The sequence below is a fragment of the Niabella insulisoli genome (assembly GCF_039652435.2).
GTDB lineage: Bacteria > Bacteroidota > Bacteroidia > Chitinophagales > Chitinophagaceae > Niabella > Niabella insulamsoli.
This window is the reverse complement of record NZ_CP190246.1, coordinates 743,423-766,674: the sequence shown is the minus strand read 5'-3', so window position 1 is coordinate 766,674 and position 23,252 is coordinate 743,423. Positions and strand designations below refer to the sequence as shown.

Below are 23,252 nucleotides of genomic sequence, written 5' to 3'. Positions count from 1 at the left end.
GCCTTGTCATATACCTAATTACACTCGACTTTTACTTTCCAATTTTCCTTTTCAGCCAAAAACTGAATAAACTCATTATTCAGTTCAAAGCCTTTTCCGTTGGTGAGCAGCTCCACTTCTATTTGCTCTTCTTCATCCCTTATCGTAAAATTGAGGCTACTGGGGCCTTTGTTGTTTTTTAGATTTTTCTGGACAAATTCGATCATGTCCTCCGTTATTTCCGCCGCGGGCAATTGCAGGTTGAGACGCTTTGTAAAATTTCTCTTAACGCTTTCAGCGAGGCATAGCGACGATATTTTAAAATCAAAATCACCATTAAATCTCTGCTTAAAAAATCCGGTGATATAAACCGTGGCGCCCAATTGCAAAATTGCCGCATGTTTTAGATAATCCTCTGAAAACAGCGCCACTTCAAGCTTTCCGGAGTAATCCTCTATTTCAAAAATTCCAAATTTATTGCCACTTTTTGCCACTCGATGCTGCGCACTGGTTACCAGCCCCATGATCTTAAAAGTCGCGTTGGAGTTGACCTTTTCCTTATTCTCTTTGAATTCATTAAGAAAGCCAATTTTTGAAATACCGTAATGTTCCATTTCAAAACGGTAATCATCCAGCGGATGGCCGCTGATATAAATTCCGGTTACCTCTTTTTCATTGTCCAGCTGAATGACCAACGGCCAGGGCGCGCAATCGGCAATCTTTGGTATTTGAATTTCCATCGCTTCGCTCAAGTCTCCAAATAAAGTATTGGTAGAAGTTTGCGCCTGCGCCTGGCACACTTGGCCGTATTTGATAATTTTCTCGAGGCCGTTCATACTGTCGTTGGGTTCCGTATGAAAATATTGCGCGCGGTGCAATTCGGTAAAGCAATCAAATGCGCCTGCGTAAGCAAGGCTTTCCATCGTTTTTTTGTTGACAGTACGCTGGTTCACGCGCTTTACCAAATCAAAAATAGACGTGTAGGCGCCGTTGTTCCTTTCCTCTATTATACTTTCCACGGCAGCGTCGCCCACACCTTTTAAGCCACCCAGACCAAACCGCACTTCTCCTTTTTTATTTACCGAACATCCTTTGAGCGACTCGTTAATATCCGGGCCGAGCACCTGCAATCCCATGCGTTTACATTCTTCCATAAAAAATGTGATCTTCTCCAACGAGCCTGCGTTGTTCAACACCGCGGCCATATATTCGCTTGGGTAATGCGCTTTGAGGTAAGCCGTTTGATAAGCCACAAAAGCGTAGCAGGTGGAATGCGATTTATTGAAAGCATATTGTGCAAAAGCCTCCCAGTCCGTCCAAATTTTCTCGAGTTTATCTGCCGGATGTCCTTTCGCCACAGCGCCATCGATAAATTGCTTTTTCATTTTATCAAGAACGGCTTTTTGCTTTTTTCCCATCGCTTTCCGCAACACGTCGGCATCGCCTTTACTGAAGCCGCCCAATTTTTGGCTCAACAGCATCACCTGCTCCTGATACACAGTGATACCATAAGACTCGGCGAGATATTCTTCCATCTCCGGCAAATCGTAGGTAATGGCTTCCTCTCCGTGTTTTCTTTTAATGAAATTGGGAATATATTGCAGCGGGCCGGGCCGGTAAAGCGCGTTCATCGCAATCAAATCCGCAAATTTATCCGGCTTCAGATCGCGAAGGTGCTTTTGCATACCAGGGCTTTCAAATTGAAATGTGCCGTTGGTTTCACCTTTTTGATATAACTGATACGTCTTTTCATCATCAAGGGGTATGTCGTCAATTTCAATGTCGATGTCATAGTTTAGCTTGATCAGCTGCAAAGCATTTTTGATAATAGTCAGGGTTTTCAGGCCCAGAAAATCCATCTTGATTACGCCGGCTTCCTCGATCACACTACCTTCAATTTGCGTCACCCACAAATCAGAATCTTTAGCCGTACTTACGGGAAGCAATTCTGTAAGGTCTTTGGGAGCAATGATAATACCAGCCGCGTGAATGCCCGTGTTCCGCACAGACCCTTCCAGAATTTCTGCTTCGTGCAACACCTTGCTTTGGAGGTCCTGGCCGTTGTATATTTCACGGATTTTGCGAACATTATCAAGATCCTCCGACACCAACCCTTCTTTTTCTGTTAAAGACTTTTCGCCGTCTTTAGGCTGAATCGGCGCATGCAACACGCGCTTTAGCGAAATGCCGGGCTTTTCCGGGATCAGTTTTGCCAAAGCGTTAGATTCAGAAAGCGGCAGGTCCATCACCCGTGCAACATCCTTGATACTCATTTTGGCCGCCATGGTGCCGTAGGTAATAATTTGGGCTACCTGGCTTTTCCCATATTTCTGCACCACATAATCGATCACTTTTTGACGCCCTTCATCATCAAAGTCAGTATCAATATCCGGCATTGACTTTCGATCGGGATTCAGAAAACGCTCGAAAAGGAGGTTATATTTTATAGGATCAATATTCGTAATGCCAATACAATAAGCTACCACCGAACCCGCGGCCGATCCCCGGCCCGGCCCGATAAAAACACCGCTATCTCGCCCTGCCTTGATAAAATCACTTACGATCAGGAAGTAGCCCGCAAACCCCATCGTTTTGATGGTAAATAATTCGAAATCGATACGCTCTTTCACCGCGCCCTCAAAACCGCCGGCATAGCGCTCGCGCGCGCCTTCGTAGGTCAAATGTTTTAAATACTCCCACTGGTTTAAAGAGTCGGCCGTCACCAGCCCCTTGTCCGTTTTTTCATCCTGTGTATGCATCCGGTAAGCTTCAGGAATCGGGAAATTGGGCAGCAGGATGCTACGCTTTAAATCAAGCAGCTCAATTTTATCAACGATCGCATTGGTGTTATCTATTGCTTCAGGAATATCATGAAAAAGCGCCGACATTTCATCGGTGGTTTTGAAATAGAACTGGTCGTTAGCGAACGCAAACCGCATATTTTTCATGTTCACATCATCGTCGGCAAAATCGCCACGAAAGGCGGGGGTAGATTGCTTTTCACCCGTATTAATACAAAGCAGGATGTCGTGTGCATTAAAATCGTCCTGCTCCACATAATGCGAGTCGTTGCTGGCGATAATCGGCACTTTATATTTTGCCGCGAAGTTGACCAGGACTTCGTTCACCTTATCCTGATCCGGAATATCATGGCGTTGCAGTTCTACATAAAAGTCATCGCCAAACAGGTCGAGCCACCATTTAAATTCCTGCTCGGCTTCCGCCACACTTTTGCGCAGAATCGCCTGCGGAACCGAAGCCCCCAGGCAACAGGTTGTAGCAATCAGCCCTTTGTGATATTGAAGAATCAGCTCCTTATCAATTCTTGGATATTTGCCGTAAAGCCCCTCGATAAAACCCAACGAGGTAAGCTTGGTTAGGTTCCTATACCCTTCTTCATTTTTAGCTAAAAGGATTTGGTGAAAGCGCTTGTCTTTTTTGTCTTTGGTAAAAGTTTTCTCATGCCGGTTTTCTACCACATAAAATTCGCAACCCACCACCGGCTTGACCTTGGGCTTCCCGTTTTCGTCGAGGTTTTTATACGCCTCAGCCACAAACTGAAAAACGCCAAACATATTACCATGATCACTAATAGCCAGCGCAGGCATGCCGTCTTTTATGGCTTTCTTGTATAAATTGCCAATCGGCGCTGCTCCATCTAAAAGAGAATATTGGGTATGAACGTGTAAATGTGAAAACTTCATTCGCAACTATTTTTCGGGAAATTTAAGATACGCAAAGTGCAATAAAAATGGCGTTAATCCAATCGGCAGAGAAGTTAGATTTATCCACATTTTAATAAACAAAGGCGGTAGTAGTTAGTTCGACAGCGGAAGTGAAGGAAATAGGTGCGGGGTACGAAGTCAACGATAGGGCGCCGAAAAAGCTCCCCTATTTCTTAAAGCAATACAAGCTTATATAATTGAAAATCAATTATATAAAAATTAATATATAAAAAATGTAAAATTCGGGCAATATTTGCCGGAAATAACCGTTTTTAGATATCAAAATTGATAACAAATTTCCGGTTAGACAGGATAAATCACTAAAAGGACTTGATCTATATGCTACGTTTTTGTTTTCTGGGGCTCATAGTTTCTATTTTAATGACCAGCTGCTCAACGCCCCTCAAACTTAATAGCCATTATAAGACAAACTCTGTGCCAGTTGAAAACAGGCAGCGGGCTCAAAAATTTGCTCCTGCTAATTTCACCGCAAAAGCTTCTGCAAAAGAGATGGCTGCTAAAAAGCAGCAGATTCCAGAAATCCAAACAACCACAACCGTAGATTTAGACGCGCTTAAGAAAGCCCTGCCCACCGAAGTTCAAATTAAATACGCTTCTCTTTTAAATATGCTGCCGGGTATGCTGACGAATGTCAAATTATTGGAAACAATCGATGATTGGTATGGAACCCGTTATCGCTATGGCGGCACTTCAAAAGCCGGCATCGACTGTAGCGCATTTGTGAGAGCGGTTTATAAAGTCGCTTTCGATATCGACCTTCCGCGGACAGCACGCGAACAATTCAGAGCAGCCTCTTACGCGGTAGCCTCCGACCTCAAACAGGGTGATTTATTATTTTTCAATACAACCGGCGGTATTTCTCATGTTGGCATGTATTTAGGCAATAACAAATTTGTACATGCATCCTCCGGGCGCGGCGTTACAGTAAGCGGCCTCGACGAAAATTACTACGCCGCCCGCTACCTGGGCGCCCGCCGCATGACGGACTCCAGTTATTTTGTTTCCAACAATTGATTTTTTTTGATTAACTATTCTGCTGCCGCGGCCAGGTAACTGCCGTCGCTTTTCATATTCCCGCGTACGATATTGAGGAAGTGAATAAGGTCCTTATTTTTCTCTACTGCTTTATCAAATTCAGCCAGCGCTGTAAGCGAAAGCTTGATGATCTCATTTTTCTTGTCCAGTTCGTCCTTCAAAAGACGGATAATTTTTATGTATTCCTCCTTTTCATGGAAAGAAGACGCTGCCGACTTAAAATCGAAAAGCTGGTCTGGCGTCACTCCCAAAGCTCTGCAAAGGTCCGGAATCAAAGCAGCATCAATCTTTGACTGGCCTGCTTCCATAAGCCAATAAGCACTTTGGCTTTTGTTCAGGATCAAAGACATTTGCAACTGAGAAATGCCTTTTTCTTTCCGCAACGCTTTAAGTTTATGATGGATCATAAGCACAGGATTAAATTACAACAAAAATATATGAAAAACTGATAAAATTATATGGATTTCAGGTTGTTTGGGTGTGCAGGTGTTTTTAATTTTATACTATTAAACATTCGTTAATTGGACCGTTGCTAACTTGCGATAATCACCAATTGAATTAAATCACCATTAAACTCCTATAGACCAATTTTAGCTTGCACCCCCTAAATCGAAGCGCTTTGTATTACGAAGCTGGTAGGTGTTGCTAACCCTTTTAAAAGCAAATAAGATAACTTATCATTTTTGACCTGAAATATGGTCAAAAATGATTTGCCTCCCAGCTTTCCAAAACGGCGCATATTTTGTCGCCAATGCTTATTTTTGAAAGAAGGGCTTCAGGCCTGAAACAAATATGGGCTCAGAAAAAATCAGTGTTACATCGGAAATCGGTTTGCTAAAAAGAGTACTCGTACACAGCCCCGATAGCGGCCTTGGCAAAGTTGTGCCGTCCAAAGCGCAGGATTGGCTGTTTGAAGATATTGTACACCTCGAAACAATTCGCCGCAAAGAATATGATTATTATATTAAACTCCTACTCTATTTCCTCGATCCGGAAAAAATAAAAGGGAAACTGTCGGACATTGATCGGCCCGATCAGGATTTTGGCTTTTACAAACCTTCGAGCGACGCCTTTTACCGGTCTTCAAAAGTGATTGAAATAGAATATCTGCTGGCTGAAATTTTAGCGCAAAAAGACATCAAGCTTAAGCTCGTAGCCTCGGTTTGCGCTATTGAAAATTGCTCGTATGAGCTGCAGGATGAACTAATGAAAGCGGAGCCGAAAGAACTGGCGCACATTTTTATTACCGGTACTTTTTTTAAAAAAACAACAATGCTGTTTCCGCCGGTACCCAACTTTATTTTTACGCGCGACATCGGCATTGTCATCAACGATTATATCCTGCTCAACAAGCCCGCCAAGCAGGCGCGAACACGCGAGGCGCTGTTGATGAAGTATATTTTCTTTAATCACCCGTTCTTCGAGGCGTATCGAAACAAAATAATAGAATTACCTGAAACGCCTCATCGCTTTCTGCTTCCCTCCGATTCGGTTGAAAAATCTGTAACGCTGGAGGGCGGAGATATAATGGTCGTAAGCAGAGACCATGTGCTGATCGGGGTGAGCGAAAGAACTTCTTTGGAAGCAGCCCATATTGCAGTTAAAACATTGTTTGAAAAGAATGTGGTACAGAAAGTTTCGGTTGTTAAAATCCCGATGAAGCGTGACTATATGCACATCGATACTGTTTTTACGCAGGTCAAGCGGAATGTTTGGGTCATGCTCGGAAAATTTTCACGTAAACACGTTAAAAAAGAAGACGCCGACGAAATTCAAAAAAACCTGGACACCCGAAAAAAAGAAGACCTCATCAGTATCATTCAATTTAAGAAAGAAGATATCGCGCATCCCATTCTTTTTGACAACCTGGAAGACCTGCTGGTGGATATCAGCCAACAGGATCACGGATATAAAGGCAGGATCCAATTTATTTATTCGGGCAACAATGAATTTCCGTTTGATGTTCGGGAGCAATGGACCGATAGCTGCAATCTGCTGGCGCTCAAAGAGGGCGTAGTACTCGGTTATGATCGCAACGACAAGACGCTCGAAGCATTTCAAAAAGCCGGCTTCGAAACAATTCATGTAAAAGACCTGCTCAACGGCCTGGAGTCGGGAGCTGTCGACATCTCCCAGCTGAAAGATACTTTTATTGTGATGCCTTCGGCGGAGCTTTCACGAGCGCGCGGCGGCTTTCATTGCATGAGCATGCCGCTTTTGCGGGAACCACTTGAAAACTGATTTACAAATAACCGGTTACAAAAGCGCCTAAAACGAAATTTAGCTAGCATCTTTCACCTTACAAACTTTTCCGTCCTGCATGACAACATCAAACTTATTAATGGTTCGCCCGTCTGCCTTTGCATTCAATCCACAAACCGCCGTAAACAATCAATTTCAGAAAATTGGTGTTACATTGAACGTGCCACAAAAAGCCTTACAGGAATTTGATGACCTGGTAGATAAGCTTCAGCTAAGTGGTGTTCAGGTCACCGTTGTTCAGGATACACCGGAACCACATACGCCCGATTCCATTTTTCCCAATAACTGGGTCTCGTTTCATGAAGAGGGCTCTATGGTGATTTATCCGATGTTCGCAGAAAACCGGCGCGCGGAGCGTTATAAAAATGTTTTGCCGGTCATAAAAGACCAATTTTCGGTTCGCAGCACTATCGATTTATCCGAATATGAGCGCAAACAAATGTTTCTGGAAGGCACCGGCAGCATGGTTTTGGACAGGGACTATCACCTGGCCTATGCCTGCCTTTCGCCGCGCACCTCAGCGTCAGCATTCTATGATTTTTGTGACGCCATGGGCTATATTCCTGTAATATTCGACGCCGTAGACCAGGACAATCTTCCCATCTATCATACCAATGTGATGATGTGTATGGCCGACGAATATGTGGTGGTTTGTCTCGACACTATCCGGGATGCTTTACAGCGGCAAATGCTTATCGATAAATTTAACGACACCGGTAAAGAAATAATCGAAATAAGTTTTGAGCAGATGAAAAATTTTGCAGCCAATATGTTGCAAATTGAGAACCGTTCAGGCGACGTTTTTTTGGTGATGTCGACAAAGGCCTATAATACATTTACCAGGGAGCAGATCAGCCTGCTGCAATCCTTCAACCCCATCATCCACGCTCCCCTAAATACCATCGAAGAAAACGGCGGAGGCGGTGCGCGCTGTATGATAGCTGAAATTTTTCTGGCGCCACTTTAATCTATAATTTTCCTTTTGGCCACGCCTTTAAAGAAAATCCTCTAACGTCTTTTCTAAACCCTCCTGAAAACTCATAGGCTGATAACCCAGCTCATGCTGCGCTTTGCTAATGTTAAGGCCACCTTTTAAAGGCCTTTGCGCGATTTCTTTAAAGGAGGTTCTGTCAACGGGTTGCAGTTGGTGATCCGAAATATGGAGGTGGTTGGCCGTAGCCAGCGCCATTTCGTAAGGTGTTAGTACATCGCTGCCCGCGATATTAAATATGCCTTCCGCCCGTTGCTTTATGATCGCTGCAATGCCTTTGGCCAGATCAGAAGCATGTGTTGGCGTTCGGGTTTGGTCGTTTACCACCTTAAAGGGTTCCTTATTTTTTAGCTTTTTGGCGATCATCGTTATGAAACTATCGCGCCCGTATAAAGGCTTGCCGTAAACAAAAACGGTGCGAACAATCGCAAAGCCATGCGCATATTCTGAAACAGCCTCTTCAGCCTGCAATTTTGTTTTTCCGTAATAACTAATGGGATTAGGCAGGTCTTCTTCGGTGTGCATTCCTTTTTCGCCGTCAAAAATAAAATCGCTTGACAGATGCACAAAGAAAGACCGGTAGGCTTCCGCGTTGAGTAACAATTGTACCGTGCCAAATACGTTGGCGTCAAAAGCCTCCGCCTGCTTTAGTTCGCATTCATCAGGTTTGCTCATGGCGCCGCTGTGAATAACGACATCCGGTTTTACAAAGTCAAAAGCATCCTGTAAAGAAAAAGGATCTGCAAAATCGACCTGGGCAAAACGATAATTTTTATAGCGAACGAACGACGACTCGTCGCCGGTGCGCGAAGAAGCAAAGACTTCATAACCCTGCTCCAGCAGCTCCTGAACAATATAACTGCCAACAAAGCCGTTGGTTCCTGTAACAAAAATTCTCATGCTGATCTTTTAAAGTTTAATGCGCCTTTCGGGGATGTTCTACTTTGCCGAAGCGACGGACCTAACAAAAATAGCCCACAGCTTGACCTGCGGGCTATTTTGATTAATCTTTTTTGAAATCTTATCCCAAATAGGATTTTAAAGCGCTGCTATACCGGGCTTTTTGCAAGCGTTTGATCGCGCGCTCTTTGATTTGGCGGATACGCTCTTTCGTGAGGTCGTATTTTTGACCGATTTGCTCAATAGTGACACCGTTCTCTCCATCCAGGCCGAAATAGGCATTTACAATTTCTGCCTCGCGGGGTGATAAGGATTTCAATACGCGACGGATCTCATTTCTCAGCGAGTCTTTCATCACATCATCATCAGTATCAGAACCACCTTCCAATAAATCTCCCATGGCAACGTCCTCTGCCTCATGCACAGGCGCATCGAGCGAGGTGTGGCGCGTATTACTTTGAAATATATTATTGATTTCTGTTTCGCTCATTTCCAGCAGTTCAGAAAGTTCTTCTGTTGAAGGCTCTCTTTCATGCTCCTGCTCGAAGGCCATATAAGCTTTATTGGCTTTATTATAAGTCCCGATTTTATTCTGAGGTAAACGAACCAAACGCCCCTGCTCGGCCAATGCCTGAAGGATGCTTTGGCGAATCCACCAAACGGCGTAAGAAATAAATTTAAATCCTTTGGTTTCATCAAAGCGCTGAGCGGCTTTGATCAGACCAAGGTTTCCTTCATTGATGAGGTCACTTAGCGAAAGACCCTGATGCTGATATTGTTTCGCCACGGAAACCACGAAACGCAGGTTGGCCTGAACGAGCTTATCTAAAGCGCGTTGGTCGCCCATTTTTATTTTTTGAGCAAGAGTGGTCTCCTCCTCGGGTGTGATCATAGATATTTTAGAAATTTCCTGTAGGTATTTTTCTACCGCCTGGGAATCTCTATTTGTAATCTGAGTAGCAATTTTTAGCTGACGCATGTTGTAATTTGTATATAAACCTTTTATGAGTGCAGGCCGATGCCTAAATATAAATAATAACTTGCAAAAGTACGCAGAAATTAGAAGAAAATCAATAGATAATCTCTACCAATCGTAATAAGTCCTGATAAACTGCTACTTTTTAAAGTGTTCGTATTAATAACGCAATTAGGGGTCGGTTGGTTGTATCGGTCTGCGATTTGCTTTGGCAAAGATAATCATGGCGACACCGGCTAAGATTATTCCGAATGAGATAAGCTGCGCCTGCGTCATTTCAATTCCCAAAAAATGCATTTTTACGTTTACCCTGATACGCTCGATCATAAACCTTTCAAGCCCGTTGAATATCAGGTAGATTCCAAAGAGCAGCCCTGGTGTTTTAATTTTTTTACGCAGCATCCATAATATCCCAAATAAAATAAGGCACATGATGATTTCATAAAGCGAGGTGGGAAATACCGGCACCGGCAAATGGTTACAATATTGAGCGTCGGTACAGTTGGCCAGCCTTACGCCGGTTTCATTCACATTATGCGGAAAATCATACGCAAAAAACCAATCGGGAAGAAAACTGAGCGCTGAAGGTTTGGGCACAAATGCATGAGGAGCCTCGTGGCGCGAAAAGAAGGCGGCATGTTGGGTAAGCGCCGACTGAAAATCGGCCTGGGTAGCGGGCGATACGCCGCCATTTGCCGTTGTTTTAAAAGCTGAATTATAAATGCCCCAATCGCCGTCGCCGGAAACCTGGCAACCGATCCGGCCGAGCCCGTAGGCCAGCATCATGATAAGGCCCAGCACATCCACAAAATGCAGTACATTAATTTTATGTTTCCGCGCAAACCACCACAGCGCCAGGCCAGCGCAAATCAATCCGCCATAAAAGGTGAGCCCTGAAGCAGATAAAATGGAAGAAGGATCTTTTACAAACGAATCCCAATTTTCAAAAGTGTCAAAAACCTTGGCGCCGACCAATCCAAAAACCAGGGCGATCATCGTAATTTCTCCGACGCGATCGTGGGGCCAAACCCGGATAATACGTGATTCGGGCTTTGCGAGCTTTTGCTTATTTTTTTCTTTCCATTTAAGAACAGCGAATAAGATTCCAAGCATAATACCGGCTAACCAATTGCCCTGCGATGAAAAAATATATTCCTGGGGATTAACCGTTAGTGTATTCTTTAAAAACAGCAAGCCCAATATTTTATAACCCAACAAAAAACCTAATAGGAAATTGGTAGCCAGCTCGGCCACCGAGGCAGGCTTACCCACTACAATCGTTTCTTCCGTTGGTTGAAAAACGCCTTCTTTGCTCTTGCGCCGCAATTCCCTGGCCAACACCACCGAACAAATGATAAAAGCAATAGCTACGAAAAATCCAAAAGAATTGACAAAATGTAAAAACTTCCACTCTACGTTAAACCAATCTCTGAACAGATAATATAAGTTGGGATACATCCGCTAAGCAATTTTAAATTGCAGCAATATTACGATATTTAGTTTACAGCTTGATAACCATTCTCTATTTCAACTTCGTTCATAAAAAGAGAAAAGGATGCACTTTATAAGCACATCCTTCCCAATTAATTTCAGATAAAACGCAGTTTTATCACGCACAATATTCATCAAAAGCTGCGAGCAGGTTCTGCGCGATCATCTGCGCCGAACGTCCCTCGATCATATGCCTTTCGATAAAATGCACCAGCTTGCCATCTTTAAATAAAGCAATAGCCGGAGAAGAAGGTGGATAAGGCATTAAATGCTCCCTCACTTTTTGAACCGCGGCAATATCAAAGCCCGCAAAACTGGTCGTAAGATGGTCCGGCTTTTTCTCCGCGTTGGCCACCGCCATTAAAACACCCGGACGCGCCGTACCTGCCGAGCAACCACAAACTGAATTGATTACTAATAAGTTCGTTCCGCCTTCTGAAAGGCTGGCATCCACTTCTTCGGGAGTCTGCAATTCTACGAAGCCATTATCGGTCAGTTCCTCTTTCATAGGAACAACTATTTCTGCTGGATACATATTTTGTATTTGTTAGATGATTGAATACTACTCAAAACACAAAATTAACCAAAAAGTTGTTTGCTCATTTCTTTTCGCTGCTATACCGACAAAATCATCACTGCTACTTAACAAATAAGACACAATGTCATTTAATGTAAGATAAAAATGCAATTATGTCACAAAAATTGCCGTTGGATCGCAATTTGAAAATTTGCTGTTGAAATAATTTTTAAAAAATCTAAAAACCGAATACAATGACCAACGTAAAATTTAACAGCGTTCCCTTTGAGAGAACCTTCACCAGCCTTGTAGATGATTTCTTTACTGAAATGCCAGGGCTTTTGAAAACCGAACCTAATCGTCCGAATATAAAAGGACACGCGCCGGTAAATATCACCGAAAACGACAATGAATACCAAATCGAAGTGGTAGCGCCTGGCTTCGAAAAAAGCGATTTTAAAATTAATATTGAAAACAATCTGTTGAGCATCTCGGCAGAAAAGACCGCAGAAGAAAAAGTGGAAACCGGCAAAAGCATTCGGAAAGAGTTTCATTTAAGATCTTTTAAAAGGACATTTACGATCGACAATAAAATTGACACTGAAAAAGTATCGGCCAAATTTGTTAATGGAATCTTAATAGTGACATTACAGCGAAAGGAAGAAGCAAAACCGGCGTCAAAAGATATAGAAGTACAATAACACAAGTTTTTCTCATAAGCAGTTAGTTTTGGTTTAAACCCTTCGTTTCCACGAAGGGTTTTTTTAATTTTTCAAACTCCTGCTTCCTTTTGCGTCATTTCGCCGTCTTATGCATAAATTTGCGAATAGTGAAAAACTGTAACCTCAATGATGCGTTATACAATCCTTGTCCTCATCCTATTATTCAATTTGCCCTCAAAAGCCCAGGTAACTCCCGACAGCTTAATGATGCAGCCGCTTGAGCGCATCGTACGATTGAACGATACATCTTTGAGAATCATTAATTTCAGCCCATTTTTTTCTTTACATGTCGATTCGAGCCTCAATTATAAATTTTTGCTCAACAAGGATCCCAAAAAATATTATTGGTATCTCAAGGGCGCGCCGGTCGGATTTAAAATAGATAAGGACAATGGAACGCTAAGTTTCAGAACAAATAAATCGCTGTTTTTAACCGGGCGGTTAAAATATGACAGAGAATACCCGGTGAGTTTCGGCGTGCAAAACCTGTCTAACCCTTTAGACAAGTTAGATACGACGCTGAATGTTATTTTTTACAGTACAGATGTTGTGTATCCGCGCATCAAACCCTCAGTTGTAAGCCCGGTGACTATTAACGAAGGCGATATGCTGAGTTTCAACGTGCTTTGTGAAAATGGAAATTTTCCAATTGATAAAATTTTGATGTCGAGCGATATTTCTATTGGCAATTTTAAACTTCCTAAAAGTTGCGACGATAATTTTGAGTGGACACCGGCCTATGATTTTGTTTCGGATAAAGATCCCAAGCGGGAGAGAATTGTAAATCTGGAATTTATCGGCACTACCAATTTTAATTTCGCTGATACGGCAAGAGTTAAAGTGGTAGTGAAAGACGGACTGAATTACGATATCGCCACGCAGGAGTATAATGATGCGTTGAGTCTTATGAAAATCTGGATCCTGAGATATAAATATACTTTTTACCAATTAGACAAGAAAATAAAAAAGACCAAGGGCTGGCGCTCGGGTTTTGACATAACCACGGCATCCACAACCCTTACAGGAACCGTTTTGGCAACGACAGCCGGAGATGATAAAGGCAAACAGAATACCGGCAAAATTCTACCCAGTATTGGGGTGGTCGCCATGCCTGTAAAAGAAGCCGCGGCGCCTCAAAAAACAACCGAGCAAAATCAGGCAACTTTATTGAGGGCGAATATCAAACGCCTGGAATATGTGATGACAGAAAATCAATTGTTGGGTGATCGTGATCCGCTGATAAGTTCGAAAACTGAAACCTTAAAAAAAGAATTACGCCAAAGTCAGGATCAGTTGCGCGAAGTGCCTACCGAAATGTCGGAACGTTTTTCAGAAAAACAGTTAAATAACTACTTTGATAACCCGAGAGTACAGAAAAAATACCGATTAAGGTAAATCCAGTTTGGCGCGTTTCAGGCGCTGATGCGTTGAGGTTCGCGGTAAAACAAACTTTGCCCTCAGGCCTCGGAAGAACAAAACCCATGACACAGGTTGCTACATTCAACATTCGGGCTCATAGCTTTGGCGCGCGTTTTCACGCACAAATCCTCCCCCGCCAGCATTTGGCATCACGCACCCATTAAAAAAGTCCCCGCCAGGCAGGGACTTTAGAAATAATGATCGTTTCGAAATAATTATAAATCAGTAATCGGCTTATAGCGAGGCACCAGCGATTTCATAATCGCCCAGCCGATCAGATACGCCACACCGCAAATGCAAAAAACGATAAAGTATCCTGCTTCTACGCCGTTGAAACCCAGTAATGACATCGGTTCACGAACAAAAGCAGCGCCCGAATTCAATAGGTCCTTGGTCATCACGGATTCTTTGCCATCCACCATCGTGGTGCCTTTGGCAAAATCAAACAAAACACCCGAACCCTTATTGATGATAAAGGCGCCTATGCCACCCGCCATACCTCCAATACCCGTGATGGTAGCGATAGCTTTTTTTGGAAACATATCCCCCACTGTAGAAAAAATATTTGCGCTCCAGGCCTGATGTGCAGCACCAGCGATACCGATGATGATCACCGGCAGCCAAACGGAGTATTGTCCTAATGGCTGCGCTAACAGGGCCAGCAAAGGGAAAAACGCAAAGATCAACATCGATCGCATGCGGCCCGCATAAGGATCCATTCCTTTTTTATCAACAAAATAAGTAGGCAGCCAGCCGCCGATAATTGATAAAAGTGTAATTAAGTATAAGACAAAAATCTGCGGCGCACTTTGAGTAGAATCAAGGCCATAGACAGAACTCAAGTAAGCAGGCGTCCAAAAAAGGAAGAACCACCAAACGCCATCCGTCATGAATTTGCCCACGGCAAAAGCCCAGGTTTGTTTATAGCTAAATGCCTTCAGAAAAGAAACGCCCTGCACCTTAGGAGCAGCAGCGCCTTCCGCGGCAGGATTGGGCTCGTCGTCTCCATCCTGCTGGATATAAGCCAGCTCCGCTTCGTTCACTTTGGGGTGGAGATGCGGCTTTTTATACATGAAAATCCAAAAACCCATCCAAAGGAAGCCTAAAGCACCAATGATGATGAAGGACATTTCCCAGCCCCAGGCCGCCGCAATAAAAGGAATAGTTACCGGCGCTAATAGGGCGCCAACGGTGGCGCCTGCGTTGAAGATAGATGTCGAATAGGCCCGATCCTTTTTTGGAAAATATTCCGCCGTGGCTTTAATGGCCGCGGGAAAATTACCCGCTTCCCCAACGGCTAATACAAACCTGGCAAAAATGAAAAGCGATACGCTTACCGACATTACTTTAGCCACATCATCAACCGTAGCAATAGCTTCTTTGGCGCCTTCAAAACCCACCAGCCAGTTGCCGGTAAGAATGCCCGAGGTAGCGATTCCGCAGAAAGCGTGTAAAACAGCGCCTACCGACCAAACGCCGATGGCCCATAAAAAGCCCTTCTTGGTATCCATCCAATCCACAAATTTGCCGGCGAGCAACAGTGAAACGGCGTAAAAAATGGAAAACCACCCGGTGATGGTTCCATAATCGGAGTCCGTCCAGTGAAATTCCGGAACGATAAAATCTTTCCAGGTAAGTGATAATACCTGCCTGTCTAAATAATTGATCGTTGTGGCGAAAAACAATAGGCTCGTAATGGCCCACCGGTATTTCGTCATTTTGCCCTTTCCAATGGCTTGCTGCATGTCGTTAATTTATTTTTTTATTGATTGAATGGTAGCGAACACTTCTTTGGTACGCTGCTCTATCGTTGCATAGTCTTTATCAGCCATCAACTGCTTACTGATTAATTTACTGCCCATTCCTACCGCGCAAACGCCGGCGTTAAACCAGCCTTCGATATTTTCCTTCGTGGTATCTACGCCGCCGGTCGGCATAAACAATAAGTTGGGAAAGATATCTTTAATTGTTGAAAGATACTTCGGCCCCAGCATATCGCCGGGAAATAACTTAATAAATTTGACACCCGCGTTTTCGGCGGCAATTATTTCGGTCGGCGTCATGCAGCCCGGCGCATATAAAATATCATTGGCTACGGCGTGCGTCGCAATTTCCGCGACAAAGCCGGGGCTCACTAAAAAATCAGCGCCGGCAGCTAAATATTCTTTTACCTGAGCAAGGTTCTTCACCGTGCCGATACCCAGCAGCAGGCCGGGCATTTCAGCATTCCTGATTTCCACCAGTTTTGTAAAATTGGCAAGGGCCGTCGCGCCGCGGCTCGTATATTCGATCGCCTTTACACCGGCTTTATAAACCGAGCGCAGTACTTCTACACTTACCGTTTCGTCCGCATTAAAATATAGCGGTAACATGCCCTGATCCACGATCGCATCAATAGATTCTTGTATGGTAGCCATTGTTTCTTTTTTGAAATGAATTAGTTCGATTAACTGTTTTGAGTGTATGGGAGATTAAATCTTCACTTTAATCACCATCTTTTTGATGTCATCGCCACCGATCATCGGGGCATGCACATCTTCCGGGAAAAGAATAACAAACTGTCCGCTGGCTAAGCTAAAATAAGTGTCTGGCTGATCGTCAAAAAACTGGACATCTTTTGCCTCATCATAGCCGCCCTTATCGGACACGCATTTGCTGATAGGTTTCCAACCTATCTCTTCCACTCCGAGGATGCAAATCTGTATATCGATATGCTGCCGATGACACTCAAATTTTTCTAAAGCTTCCGCTCTCTGTTTGCCCGGCTTGTCGGATACGATGGCTTTAAGGCCATCAGCAATTTCATAAGTCCCGGGTTCCAAAGCCGTTAAATCCATATTGGAGACATAGTCAAATGCTTTTGCAAAAAGCGGGTGCACACTATTGTATTTGGAGGCTTGTTGTAAGGTATCTATAATCATGTTGAAATATAAATGGTAAAAACTAAATGCCGGCAAGGGTGGCCCTCCATTATCTTTGAACCCGTCCGCTGGCATCGCCTTTCATCAGGCCTTTTACGTCGGCGAGCGTGGCGTGGTTCAAATCTCCAGGAATCGTATGCTTCAGTGCGGAAGCTGCAACGCCAAACTCGGCGGCGTCCGCCATGCTCATACCTGTCACCAGGCCGTAAATCAATCCGCTCGCAAAACTGTCGCCGCTACCTACGCGGTCCACAATGCGTACATTATATTTTTTAGTATGATAAAAATCATTGCCATCACTTACTAAAGCGCTCCATCCGTTATCGCTGGCGCTATAGCTTTCGCGCAATGAGGATGCAATGTATTTGAAACCAAACTTTTCTTTCATCTGGCGAATCACGTCTTTATACCCGTCCAGGTTCAACTCTCCTTTGGTGATATCGCTGTGTGCAGCTTTAAAGCCCAATGTCGTTTCTGCGTCTTCTTCATTACCAATACAAACATCTACATATTTACATAATTCGGTCATTACCGATTGTGCTTTCTCTTTGCTCCATAATTTTTTACGGTAGTTCAGATCGATACTTGTGGTCACACCCTTTGCTTTTGCCGCTTTCAAAGCCGCTTCTGTAAGTGCTGCCGCTTTATCGCTAAGTGCGGGAGTAATCCCTGTGGTATGAAACCAGTCTGCGCCGTCGAATATTTTATCCCAGTCAAACTCGCTGGCATCTACGTCGGCAATAGAAGCGCCCGCACGATCATAGATCACTTGCGACGCACGCATGGAAGCACCTGTTTCCAGAAAATAAATGCCCAACCGATCGCCGCCGCGTGCGACAAACTGTGTATCGACACCATACCGGCGGATATGATTAATAGCCGACTGCCCGATGGCATTATCAGGCACTTTCGAAACAAAAACGCCATTTAAACCATAGTTGCTTAAAGCTACGGCCACATTGGCTTCGCCACCGCCATAGGTGACATCTAATGATTCGGCTTGCACAAATCGTTGAAAGCCGGGTGTTGACAGGCGCAACATTATTTCTCCAAGAGTTACTACTTTTTTAGACATGGTGTGAATATTGAATATTGGTTATTGACAATTTGATAGACCATTGACGGCAATGAAACCATACTGATGGAAGGCCGCTCGCAGCCGCTGCTATTTTAAAGTATGAACCGGCGCCGGATCCATGTCGGAATACACCAGGTTTTCTCCGGCCATTCCCCAAATAAATCCGTAGTTGGTAGTTCCGCAGCCAAAATGCGTGCTCCAGGGCGCGGAAAGCACCGCTTCATTATTTTGCATCACCAGGTGGCGCGACTCAACAGGGTTGCCCATAAAATGAAAGAGGCGCTGATCTTTTGGCAGGTCAAAATAAAAATAAGCTTCCATCCGCCGTGTGTGCGTATGCGGCGGCACCGAATTCCAAACACTACCAGGCGCCAGGATGGTAAGCCCCATTACCAGTTGGCAGCTTTGAATGCCTTCCAGATGAATGTATTTATACACCGTTCTTTTGTTGGAGGTTTCTGTAGCGCCCAGGTCTACCGGAGACGCCTGCTCCTTGGTGAAAAGTGTGTTAGGATGTGTCGCGTGCGCCGGCGCCGACAATATGTAAAAAATCGCCGGTGACTTTTTAGAAGCAGACGCAAAAGTGACTTTTTTAGTTCCCTTGCCTAGGTAAAGGCAGGAGAGCTTTTCTAAACTAAATTTTTGCCCATCAGCAGTTATGGTTCCTTTACCGCCCACATTAATAATCCCCATTTCCCTTCTCTCCAAAAAATAATCGGCGCGAAGCTCGGGATGGTTGCCTAAGGTGAGCGCTTTCGAAGCAGGCACAGCGCCTCCCACGATTACGCGATCGTAGTGGCTATACACCAATTTTAACTGGTCGGGAACCATTAAATCTTTGATCAGAAAATTGTCGATCAGCTTTTGCGTATCCATTTTTTGACTCTCTTCCGGACCTACGGCAAAACGTATTTCCATATCACCATCGACAAAGGTGTTTGCGTTGTAATTTTTCAGCTGAGGCGCTGCATTTGCTTTTTTAGCCATTCTTTATTTTTTTTCCATCTTCGAGGATGGACGGTTATTTGAAAGGAAGCCGCTGCGGCTTCGTTTTAATAAGTTTATTGTGGCGCGGCATTTTGCGGGGTTATTACCTGCCCATCCAGCCGCCGTCAACCACTAAAATTTCCCCGCTTACATAGTCGGAAGCGCCGGAGGCCAGAAATATCGCCGGGCCCGCAAAATCTTCGGGCTTGCCCCAGCGTCCCGCCGGAATCCGGCTAAGGATCGAAGCGCTTCGGTCGGCATCTTCTCTTAGCGCCTGGGTATTATCGGTGGCGATATAACCCGGTGCGATACCATTTACATTGACACCTTTTGAAGCCCATTCATTGCTCATCGCTTTGATCACACTGGCTAAAGCACCTTTACTCGCCGCATAGCCGGGCACAGTAATGCCGCCCTGAAATGTAAGCAGCGAGCAGGTAAAAATAATTTTACCACTTCCTTTTTCTATCATGTGTTTGCCTAGCTCGCGCGCCAGAATAAAAGGCGTGTCGAGGTTGATCGATAACACATCATCCCACCACTCATCAGGATGCTCTGCAACCGGTTTCCTCATGATGGTGCCGGCGTTATTAACCAAAATATCTATGCGTGGATTTTCGTCAAACAGCGTTTTTATAAATTCATAAACACTATTTCGATCGGCGGCGTCCATCTTATAGGATTTAAAGCTACGCCCCAGGGCCGTTACCTGTTTTTCAATATCAGCGCCTGGCTCAACCGACCTGGAAGCAACAATAATATCGGCTCCGGCCTGCGCCAAACCCAGCGCCATCCCCGCTCCTATCCCTTTGTTACCACCGGTAACCAACGCTGTTTTTCCTGACAGATCAAAAAAATTATAACTCATATTCTAACTATTGATCGGCTTTCACGGTCGTTGCGAAAGCCAGCGCACGTGTTTTTCGACGCTATTTTGATTTATTTATTGAATAGGCAAGTGTATCCCTGCGAATTATTTTAAACCCAATTTAAAATATTCATTGGCGTTGTTGAAGCAGATGTCCCGCACCATCTGACCAATCCATTCGATGTCTTCCGGCAATTCTCCCTGCTCCACATCATTACCAAACAGATTGCATAAAATCCGCCTGAAATATTCATGCCTTGGGAAAGAAAGAAAACTTCTCGAATCCGTCAGCATGCCCACAAACTTACTCAATAATCCCATATTTGAAAGCGCATTGAGCTGTTTGGTCATACCGTCTTTCTGATCTAAAAACCACCAACCAGAGCCCCATTGAATTTTACCGGCAACCGATCCGTCGTTGAAGTTACCAATCATGGTGGCCATGAGTTCATTGTCCGCCGGATTGAGATTATAGAGAATTGTTTTTGTGAGCTTATCCTTTTCGATAAGGCCACCTAAAAATTTAGAGATGGAACGGGCCTGCGAAAAATCCCCAATCGAATCCCAGCCGGTGTCCGGCCCCAGCTCCCGCAAAGCTTTAAGATTATTATTTCGGAGCGCTCCCAAATGATATTGTTGCACCCAGTTTTTTTCATGATCCCACTCGGCAAAATAAACCAGCATCGCCGACCTGAACTTGTTTTGTTCTTCAAGCGTAAGATCGTGGCCGGCATATACTTTATCAAATATTTCATGTACTTCGCGCTCGGTATAGGCTTCTGCATAAATCTGCTCTAATCCATGATCAGAAACAGAACAGCCCATCGACGCAAAAAAATCATGACGCTTTTTCAGCGCATCCATGTAGTCATTAAAATAGACAATAGACACATCGGCTGCTGCTTCCAGCTTTTTGACATACGCTACGAAAGACGCTGCGTTGGCAACGTTCATGGCATTGTCAGGCCGCCACGCCGGAATGATCGGAATTTCAAACCCGTCGTCTTTTATTTTTTGATGATGAACCAAGCTGTCGACCGGATCGTCGGTGGTGCATACGGCTTTTACATTCATTTTGCGTAGTAAGTTGCGAACGCTGTATTCTTTTGTCTGCAACTTTGCGGTGCATTCATCGTAAATCCTTTTTGCCGACGCTGCATTCAAAATCTCGTTCACATCGAAATAACGCTGAAGTTCCATATGCGTCCAATGATATAAAGGATTCCGCATGGTATAAGGAACGGTTGCCGCCCATTTCTCAAACTTTTCATAGTCACTTTTACTGCCGGTACAATAACTTTCGTCAACGCCGTTGGTGCGCATTGCGCGCCATTTGTAATGATCGCCATATAACCAAACCTGCGTCAGGTTTTCGAACTGCGTATCAGCTGCGATCTGATCGGGAGGCAGGTGACAGTGATAATCGATCACCGGCATCGGCTTTGCATATTCGTGATAGAGCGTTTGCGCCGTTTTGGTTTCTAATAAAAAGTTTTCGTCTAAAAATTTTTTAGCCATCGTTGTGTTCGAAGTTTTTAATTTACGATTACGCAGCGGTATCTTTAAAAAGAACAATCTCTTTTAAAGAATTGCGGGTGAGGAAAAGTAATGAGAAATCTTTATAATTTTTTCATGCATTTTCCATTATTTGTTTTCAAACGTTTGAAAACCCGCGCATCGTCCAAATTCTTTATGCTTATAAGCTTACGCCACGCTTCCATGGTATGAAATCATCCTGGTTTAAAAGCACCGCTTTAGGAACCACTTCACCACTTGCCGCTTTAATGCAGTATTCGAGGATGTCTTCGCCCATTTGCTCTATCGTCTTTTCGCCCTCAACCACAGGGCCGCAATTGATGTCGATAATATCGCTCATGCGCTTTGTTAAAACATTATTTGTTGAAACTTTGATGGTGGGACAAACCGGATTACCGGTAGGCGTGCCCAAACCTGTGGTGAACAGTATCAAAGTTGCGCCGGAAGCCGCTTTACCGGTTGTAGCCTCTACGTCATTTCCGGGTGTGCAAACTAAATTAAGGCCAGGCTTGACCGCCGGCTCTGTATAATCGAGAACATCTACCACTGGAGATGTACCGCCTTTTTTGGCAGCGCCCGTGCTTTTTATCGCATCTGTAATTAGTCCGTCTTTAATGTTACCCGGAGAAGGATTCATATAAAAACCGGAGCCAACCGCTTCGGCCTGGTTATTATATGTCGTCATTAAATGGATGAACTTTTTGGCTTTGTCTTCGTCGATAGTGCGGTCGATCAGGTTTTGTTCGGCACCACACAATTCGGGGAACTCGGCCAACAGCACTTTACCACCCAAAGCAGCTAAAAGGTCGCTGGTATAACCCACTGCGGGATTGGCGCTGATACCACTAAAACCATCGCTACCACCGCATTTTACACCAAGAGTCAGTGCAGAAATGGGCGCAGGCGCCCGCTCTATTTTATTAGCTTCAATTAAATGTTCAAATGTATCTTTTATCGCGTCGCTTATCAGTTGCTCTTCGCTCTGCGACTGTTGTTGTTCGTAAACCAGCAAAGGTTTATCGAAGTTGGGATTGCGTAATTTTATTTCGTCGAGCAGTTGTTTAGTCTGCAGATTTTGACAACCCAGGCTTAAGATGGTAACACCCGCCACGTTGGGATGGTCGGCATAAGCCGCCAGTAATTTGCCCAATACACCTGCATCCTGCCGTGTGCCGCCGCAACCGCCCTGATGGTTTAAGAATTTAATACCATCAATATTTTTAAATACCCGGTCAGCCGGCGTAGTTTGCGCGATTGGCGCGAGGCTTAGCGATTCAATATCTTCTCCTTTCTTGTACGCATCTACAAGGCTATGCGCGTAACGTTTGTATTTATCTGTAACGGCATACCCCAGTTCATTGTGCAGCGCTTCGCGGATTACATCCAAATTTCTGTTCTCACAAAAAACAGTTGGCATAAAAAGCCAGTAATTGGCAGTACCTACACGCCCGTCTTTGCGGTGATACCCGTTGAACGTGCGGCCTTGAAACTTAGAAACATCCGGTGGCGTCCAACTGTAGTTGTAAGGGCGGTATTCAAAAGGATCAGCAGCATGCTTCGTATTTTCGGTATTCATCACGCCCCCCTTTGGAATAAAATGTTGCGCCTTGCCCACCAACACACCATACATAATGATTTCATCGCCGGTTTGCATGTCTTGTGTAAAAAATTTATGTTTTGCATTTACGTCATCCTGCAAAACAAATTCCTCGTCTTTATATTTTATAGTCTGACCCTTTTTCAGGTCTTTAAGCGCCACGATAACATTATCGTCGGCATGCACTTTTAATACTAATTCAGCCATAGTTGCAGATTTAAGCCATG

At 44.3% G+C, this 23,252-nt stretch carries 19 protein-coding genes; 5 read left to right on the top strand and 14 right to left on the bottom strand.

Features of this window, described 5'->3' with window-relative positions:
* Positions 1–14: 14 nt before the first annotated feature.
* Positions 15–3,683 (bottom strand): DNA polymerase III subunit alpha, encoded by a 3,669-nt coding sequence (dnaE, locus tag ABDK00_RS03310; protein WP_346238084.1) that lies wholly within the window; start codon positions 3,681–3,683, stop codon positions 15–17.
* A gap of 456 nt (positions 3,684–4,139) precedes the next feature.
* Between dnaE and ABDK00_RS03305 the strand changes: the two genes are divergently transcribed.
* The gene (locus tag ABDK00_RS03305; protein WP_346238083.1) at positions 4,140–4,739 is read left to right on the top strand and encodes a C40 family peptidase; all 600 of its coding nucleotides are present in this window, start codon (positions 4,140–4,142) and stop codon (positions 4,737–4,739) included.
* Positions 4,740–4,753: 14 nt separating this feature from the next.
* Here the strand turns inward: ABDK00_RS03305 and ABDK00_RS03300 are convergent, their stop codons facing one another.
* On the bottom strand, positions 4,754–5,167 hold the full coding sequence (locus ABDK00_RS03300; RefSeq protein ID WP_346238082.1) for a helix-turn-helix transcriptional regulator: 414 nt from the start codon (positions 5,165–5,167) through the stop codon (positions 4,754–4,756).
* Positions 5,168–5,552: 385 nt separating this feature from the next.
* Here ABDK00_RS03300 and ABDK00_RS03295 point away from each other — a divergent pair, with 385 nt between their 5' ends.
* Positions 5,553–7,001, top strand: a complete 1,449-nt coding sequence (locus ABDK00_RS03295; RefSeq protein ID WP_346238081.1) for an arginine deiminase family protein — start codon at positions 5,553–5,555, stop codon at positions 6,999–7,001.
* A 79-nt stretch (positions 7,002–7,080) separates the two neighbouring features.
* Positions 7,081–7,989, top strand: a complete 909-nt coding sequence (gene ctlX / locus ABDK00_RS03290; protein ID WP_346238080.1) for a citrulline utilization hydrolase CtlX — start codon at positions 7,081–7,083, stop codon at positions 7,987–7,989.
* Between the two features lie 27 nt (positions 7,990–8,016).
* Here the strand turns inward: ctlX and ABDK00_RS03285 are convergent, their stop codons facing one another.
* From ABDK00_RS03285 to ABDK00_RS03270, 4 genes are all read right to left on the bottom strand, one after another.
* Positions 8,017–8,913, bottom strand: coding sequence for an SDR family oxidoreductase (locus ABDK00_RS03285; RefSeq protein WP_346238079.1), 897 nt, complete (start codon positions 8,911–8,913; stop codon positions 8,017–8,019).
* A gap of 121 nt (positions 8,914–9,034) precedes the next feature.
* A complete protein-coding gene (locus ABDK00_RS03280) occupies positions 9,035–9,892 on the bottom strand; it encodes a sigma-70 family RNA polymerase sigma factor (RefSeq protein ID WP_008585204.1) in 858 nt (285 codons plus the stop codon).
* A gap of 168 nt (positions 9,893–10,060) precedes the next feature.
* Entirely contained in the window at positions 10,061–11,347 is a 1,287-nt protein-coding gene (locus ABDK00_RS03275; protein ID WP_346238078.1) for a prolipoprotein diacylglyceryl transferase, read from the bottom strand.
* A gap of 151 nt (positions 11,348–11,498) precedes the next feature.
* Positions 11,499–11,915, bottom strand: a complete 417-nt coding sequence (locus tag ABDK00_RS03270) for a BrxA/BrxB family bacilliredoxin (protein WP_346238077.1) — start codon at positions 11,913–11,915, stop codon at positions 11,499–11,501.
* A 236-nt stretch (positions 11,916–12,151) separates the two neighbouring features.
* Here ABDK00_RS03270 and ABDK00_RS03265 point away from each other — a divergent pair, with 236 nt between their 5' ends.
* On the top strand, positions 12,152–12,598 hold the full coding sequence (locus ABDK00_RS03265; RefSeq protein WP_346238076.1) for an Hsp20/alpha crystallin family protein: 447 nt from the start codon (positions 12,152–12,154) through the stop codon (positions 12,596–12,598).
* 147 nt (positions 12,599–12,745) lie between these two features.
* Positions 12,746–14,014 carry a hypothetical protein gene (locus ABDK00_RS03260; RefSeq protein ID WP_346238075.1) on the top strand — a complete coding sequence of 423 codons (1,269 nt, stop codon included), beginning with the start codon at positions 12,746–12,748 and terminating at the stop codon, positions 14,012–14,014.
* A 239-nt stretch (positions 14,015–14,253) separates the two neighbouring features.
* Here the strand turns inward: ABDK00_RS03260 and ABDK00_RS03255 are convergent, their stop codons facing one another.
* The 8 genes from ABDK00_RS03255 to ABDK00_RS03220 form a co-directional block, all read right to left on the bottom strand.
* Positions 14,254–15,783 carry an MFS transporter gene (locus ABDK00_RS03255; RefSeq protein ID WP_346238074.1) on the bottom strand — a complete coding sequence of 510 codons (1,530 nt, stop codon included), beginning with the start codon at positions 15,781–15,783 and terminating at the stop codon, positions 14,254–14,256.
* A 9-nt stretch (positions 15,784–15,792) separates the two neighbouring features.
* Entirely contained in the window at positions 15,793–16,455 is a 663-nt protein-coding gene (locus tag ABDK00_RS03250) for a bifunctional 4-hydroxy-2-oxoglutarate aldolase/2-dehydro-3-deoxy-phosphogluconate aldolase (protein ID WP_346238073.1), read from the bottom strand.
* Positions 16,456–16,509: 54 nt separating this feature from the next.
* Complete coding sequence (locus ABDK00_RS03245; protein ID WP_346238072.1) at positions 16,510–16,959, bottom strand: YhcH/YjgK/YiaL family protein; 450 nt, start codon at positions 16,957–16,959, stop codon at positions 16,510–16,512.
* A 49-nt stretch (positions 16,960–17,008) separates the two neighbouring features.
* Complete coding sequence (locus ABDK00_RS03240) at positions 17,009–18,034, bottom strand: sugar kinase (protein WP_346238071.1); 1,026 nt, start codon at positions 18,032–18,034, stop codon at positions 17,009–17,011.
* 90 nt (positions 18,035–18,124) lie between these two features.
* Complete coding sequence (gene kduI, locus ABDK00_RS03235) at positions 18,125–19,024, bottom strand: 5-dehydro-4-deoxy-D-glucuronate isomerase (RefSeq protein WP_346238070.1); 900 nt, start codon at positions 19,022–19,024, stop codon at positions 18,125–18,127.
* A 103-nt stretch (positions 19,025–19,127) separates the two neighbouring features.
* Entirely contained in the window at positions 19,128–19,892 is a 765-nt protein-coding gene (locus tag ABDK00_RS03230; protein ID WP_346238069.1) for an SDR family NAD(P)-dependent oxidoreductase, read from the bottom strand.
* 105 nt (positions 19,893–19,997) lie between these two features.
* On the bottom strand, positions 19,998–21,410 hold the full coding sequence (uxaC, locus tag ABDK00_RS03225) for a glucuronate isomerase (protein WP_346238068.1): 1,413 nt from the start codon (positions 21,408–21,410) through the stop codon (positions 19,998–20,000).
* A gap of 178 nt (positions 21,411–21,588) precedes the next feature.
* A complete protein-coding gene (locus ABDK00_RS03220; protein ID WP_346238067.1) occupies positions 21,589–23,232 on the bottom strand; it encodes an altronate dehydratase family protein in 1,644 nt (547 codons plus the stop codon).
* Positions 23,233–23,252: the final 20 nt, after the last annotated feature.

Coding starts and splice junctions, on each gene's coding strand:
- ABDK00_RS03295 (WP_346238081.1), top strand. CDS start 5,553: ATGGGCTCAGAAAAAATCAGTGTTACATCGGAAATCGGTTTGCTAAAA.
- ABDK00_RS03300 (WP_346238082.1), bottom strand. CDS start 5,167: ATGATCCATCATAAACTTAAAGCGTTGCGGAAAGAAAAAGGCATTTCT.
- ABDK00_RS03280 (WP_008585204.1), bottom strand. CDS start 9,892: ATGCGTCAGCTAAAAATTGCTACTCAGATTACAAATAGAGATTCCCAG.
- ABDK00_RS03255 (WP_346238074.1), bottom strand. CDS start 15,783: ATGCAGCAAGCCATTGGAAAGGGCAAAATGACGAAATACCGGTGGGCC.
- ABDK00_RS03240 (WP_346238071.1), bottom strand. CDS start 18,034: ATGTCTAAAAAAGTAGTAACTCTTGGAGAAATAATGTTGCGCCTGTCA.
- ABDK00_RS03245 (WP_346238072.1), bottom strand. CDS start 16,959: ATGATTATAGATACCTTACAACAAGCCTCCAAATACAATAGTGTGCAC.
- ABDK00_RS03250 (WP_346238073.1), bottom strand. CDS start 16,455: ATGGCTACCATACAAGAATCTATTGATGCGATCGTGGATCAGGGCATG.
- kduI (WP_346238070.1), bottom strand. CDS start 19,024: ATGGCTAAAAAAGCAAATGCAGCGCCTCAGCTGAAAAATTACAACGCA.
- ABDK00_RS03275 (WP_346238078.1), bottom strand. CDS start 11,347: ATGTATCCCAACTTATATTATCTGTTCAGAGATTGGTTTAACGTAGAG.
- ABDK00_RS03270 (WP_346238077.1), bottom strand. CDS start 11,915: ATGTATCCAGCAGAAATAGTTGTTCCTATGAAAGAGGAACTGACCGAT.
- ABDK00_RS03260 (WP_346238075.1), top strand. CDS start 12,746: ATGATGCGTTATACAATCCTTGTCCTCATCCTATTATTCAATTTGCCC.
- dnaE (WP_346238084.1), bottom strand. CDS start 3,683: ATGAAGTTTTCACATTTACACGTTCATACCCAATATTCTCTTTTAGAT.
- ABDK00_RS03230 (WP_346238069.1), bottom strand. CDS start 19,892: ATGAGTTATAATTTTTTTGATCTGTCAGGAAAAACAGCGTTGGTTACC.
- ctlX (WP_346238080.1), top strand. CDS start 7,081: ATGACAACATCAAACTTATTAATGGTTCGCCCGTCTGCCTTTGCATTC.
- ABDK00_RS03285 (WP_346238079.1), bottom strand. CDS start 8,913: ATGAGAATTTTTGTTACAGGAACCAACGGCTTTGTTGGCAGTTATATT.
- ABDK00_RS03265 (WP_346238076.1), top strand. CDS start 12,152: ATGACCAACGTAAAATTTAACAGCGTTCCCTTTGAGAGAACCTTCACC.
- uxaC (WP_346238068.1), bottom strand. CDS start 21,410: ATGGCTAAAAAATTTTTAGACGAAAACTTTTTATTAGAAACCAAAACG.
- ABDK00_RS03220 (WP_346238067.1), bottom strand. CDS start 23,232: ATGGCTGAATTAGTATTAAAAGTGCATGCCGACGATAATGTTATCGTG.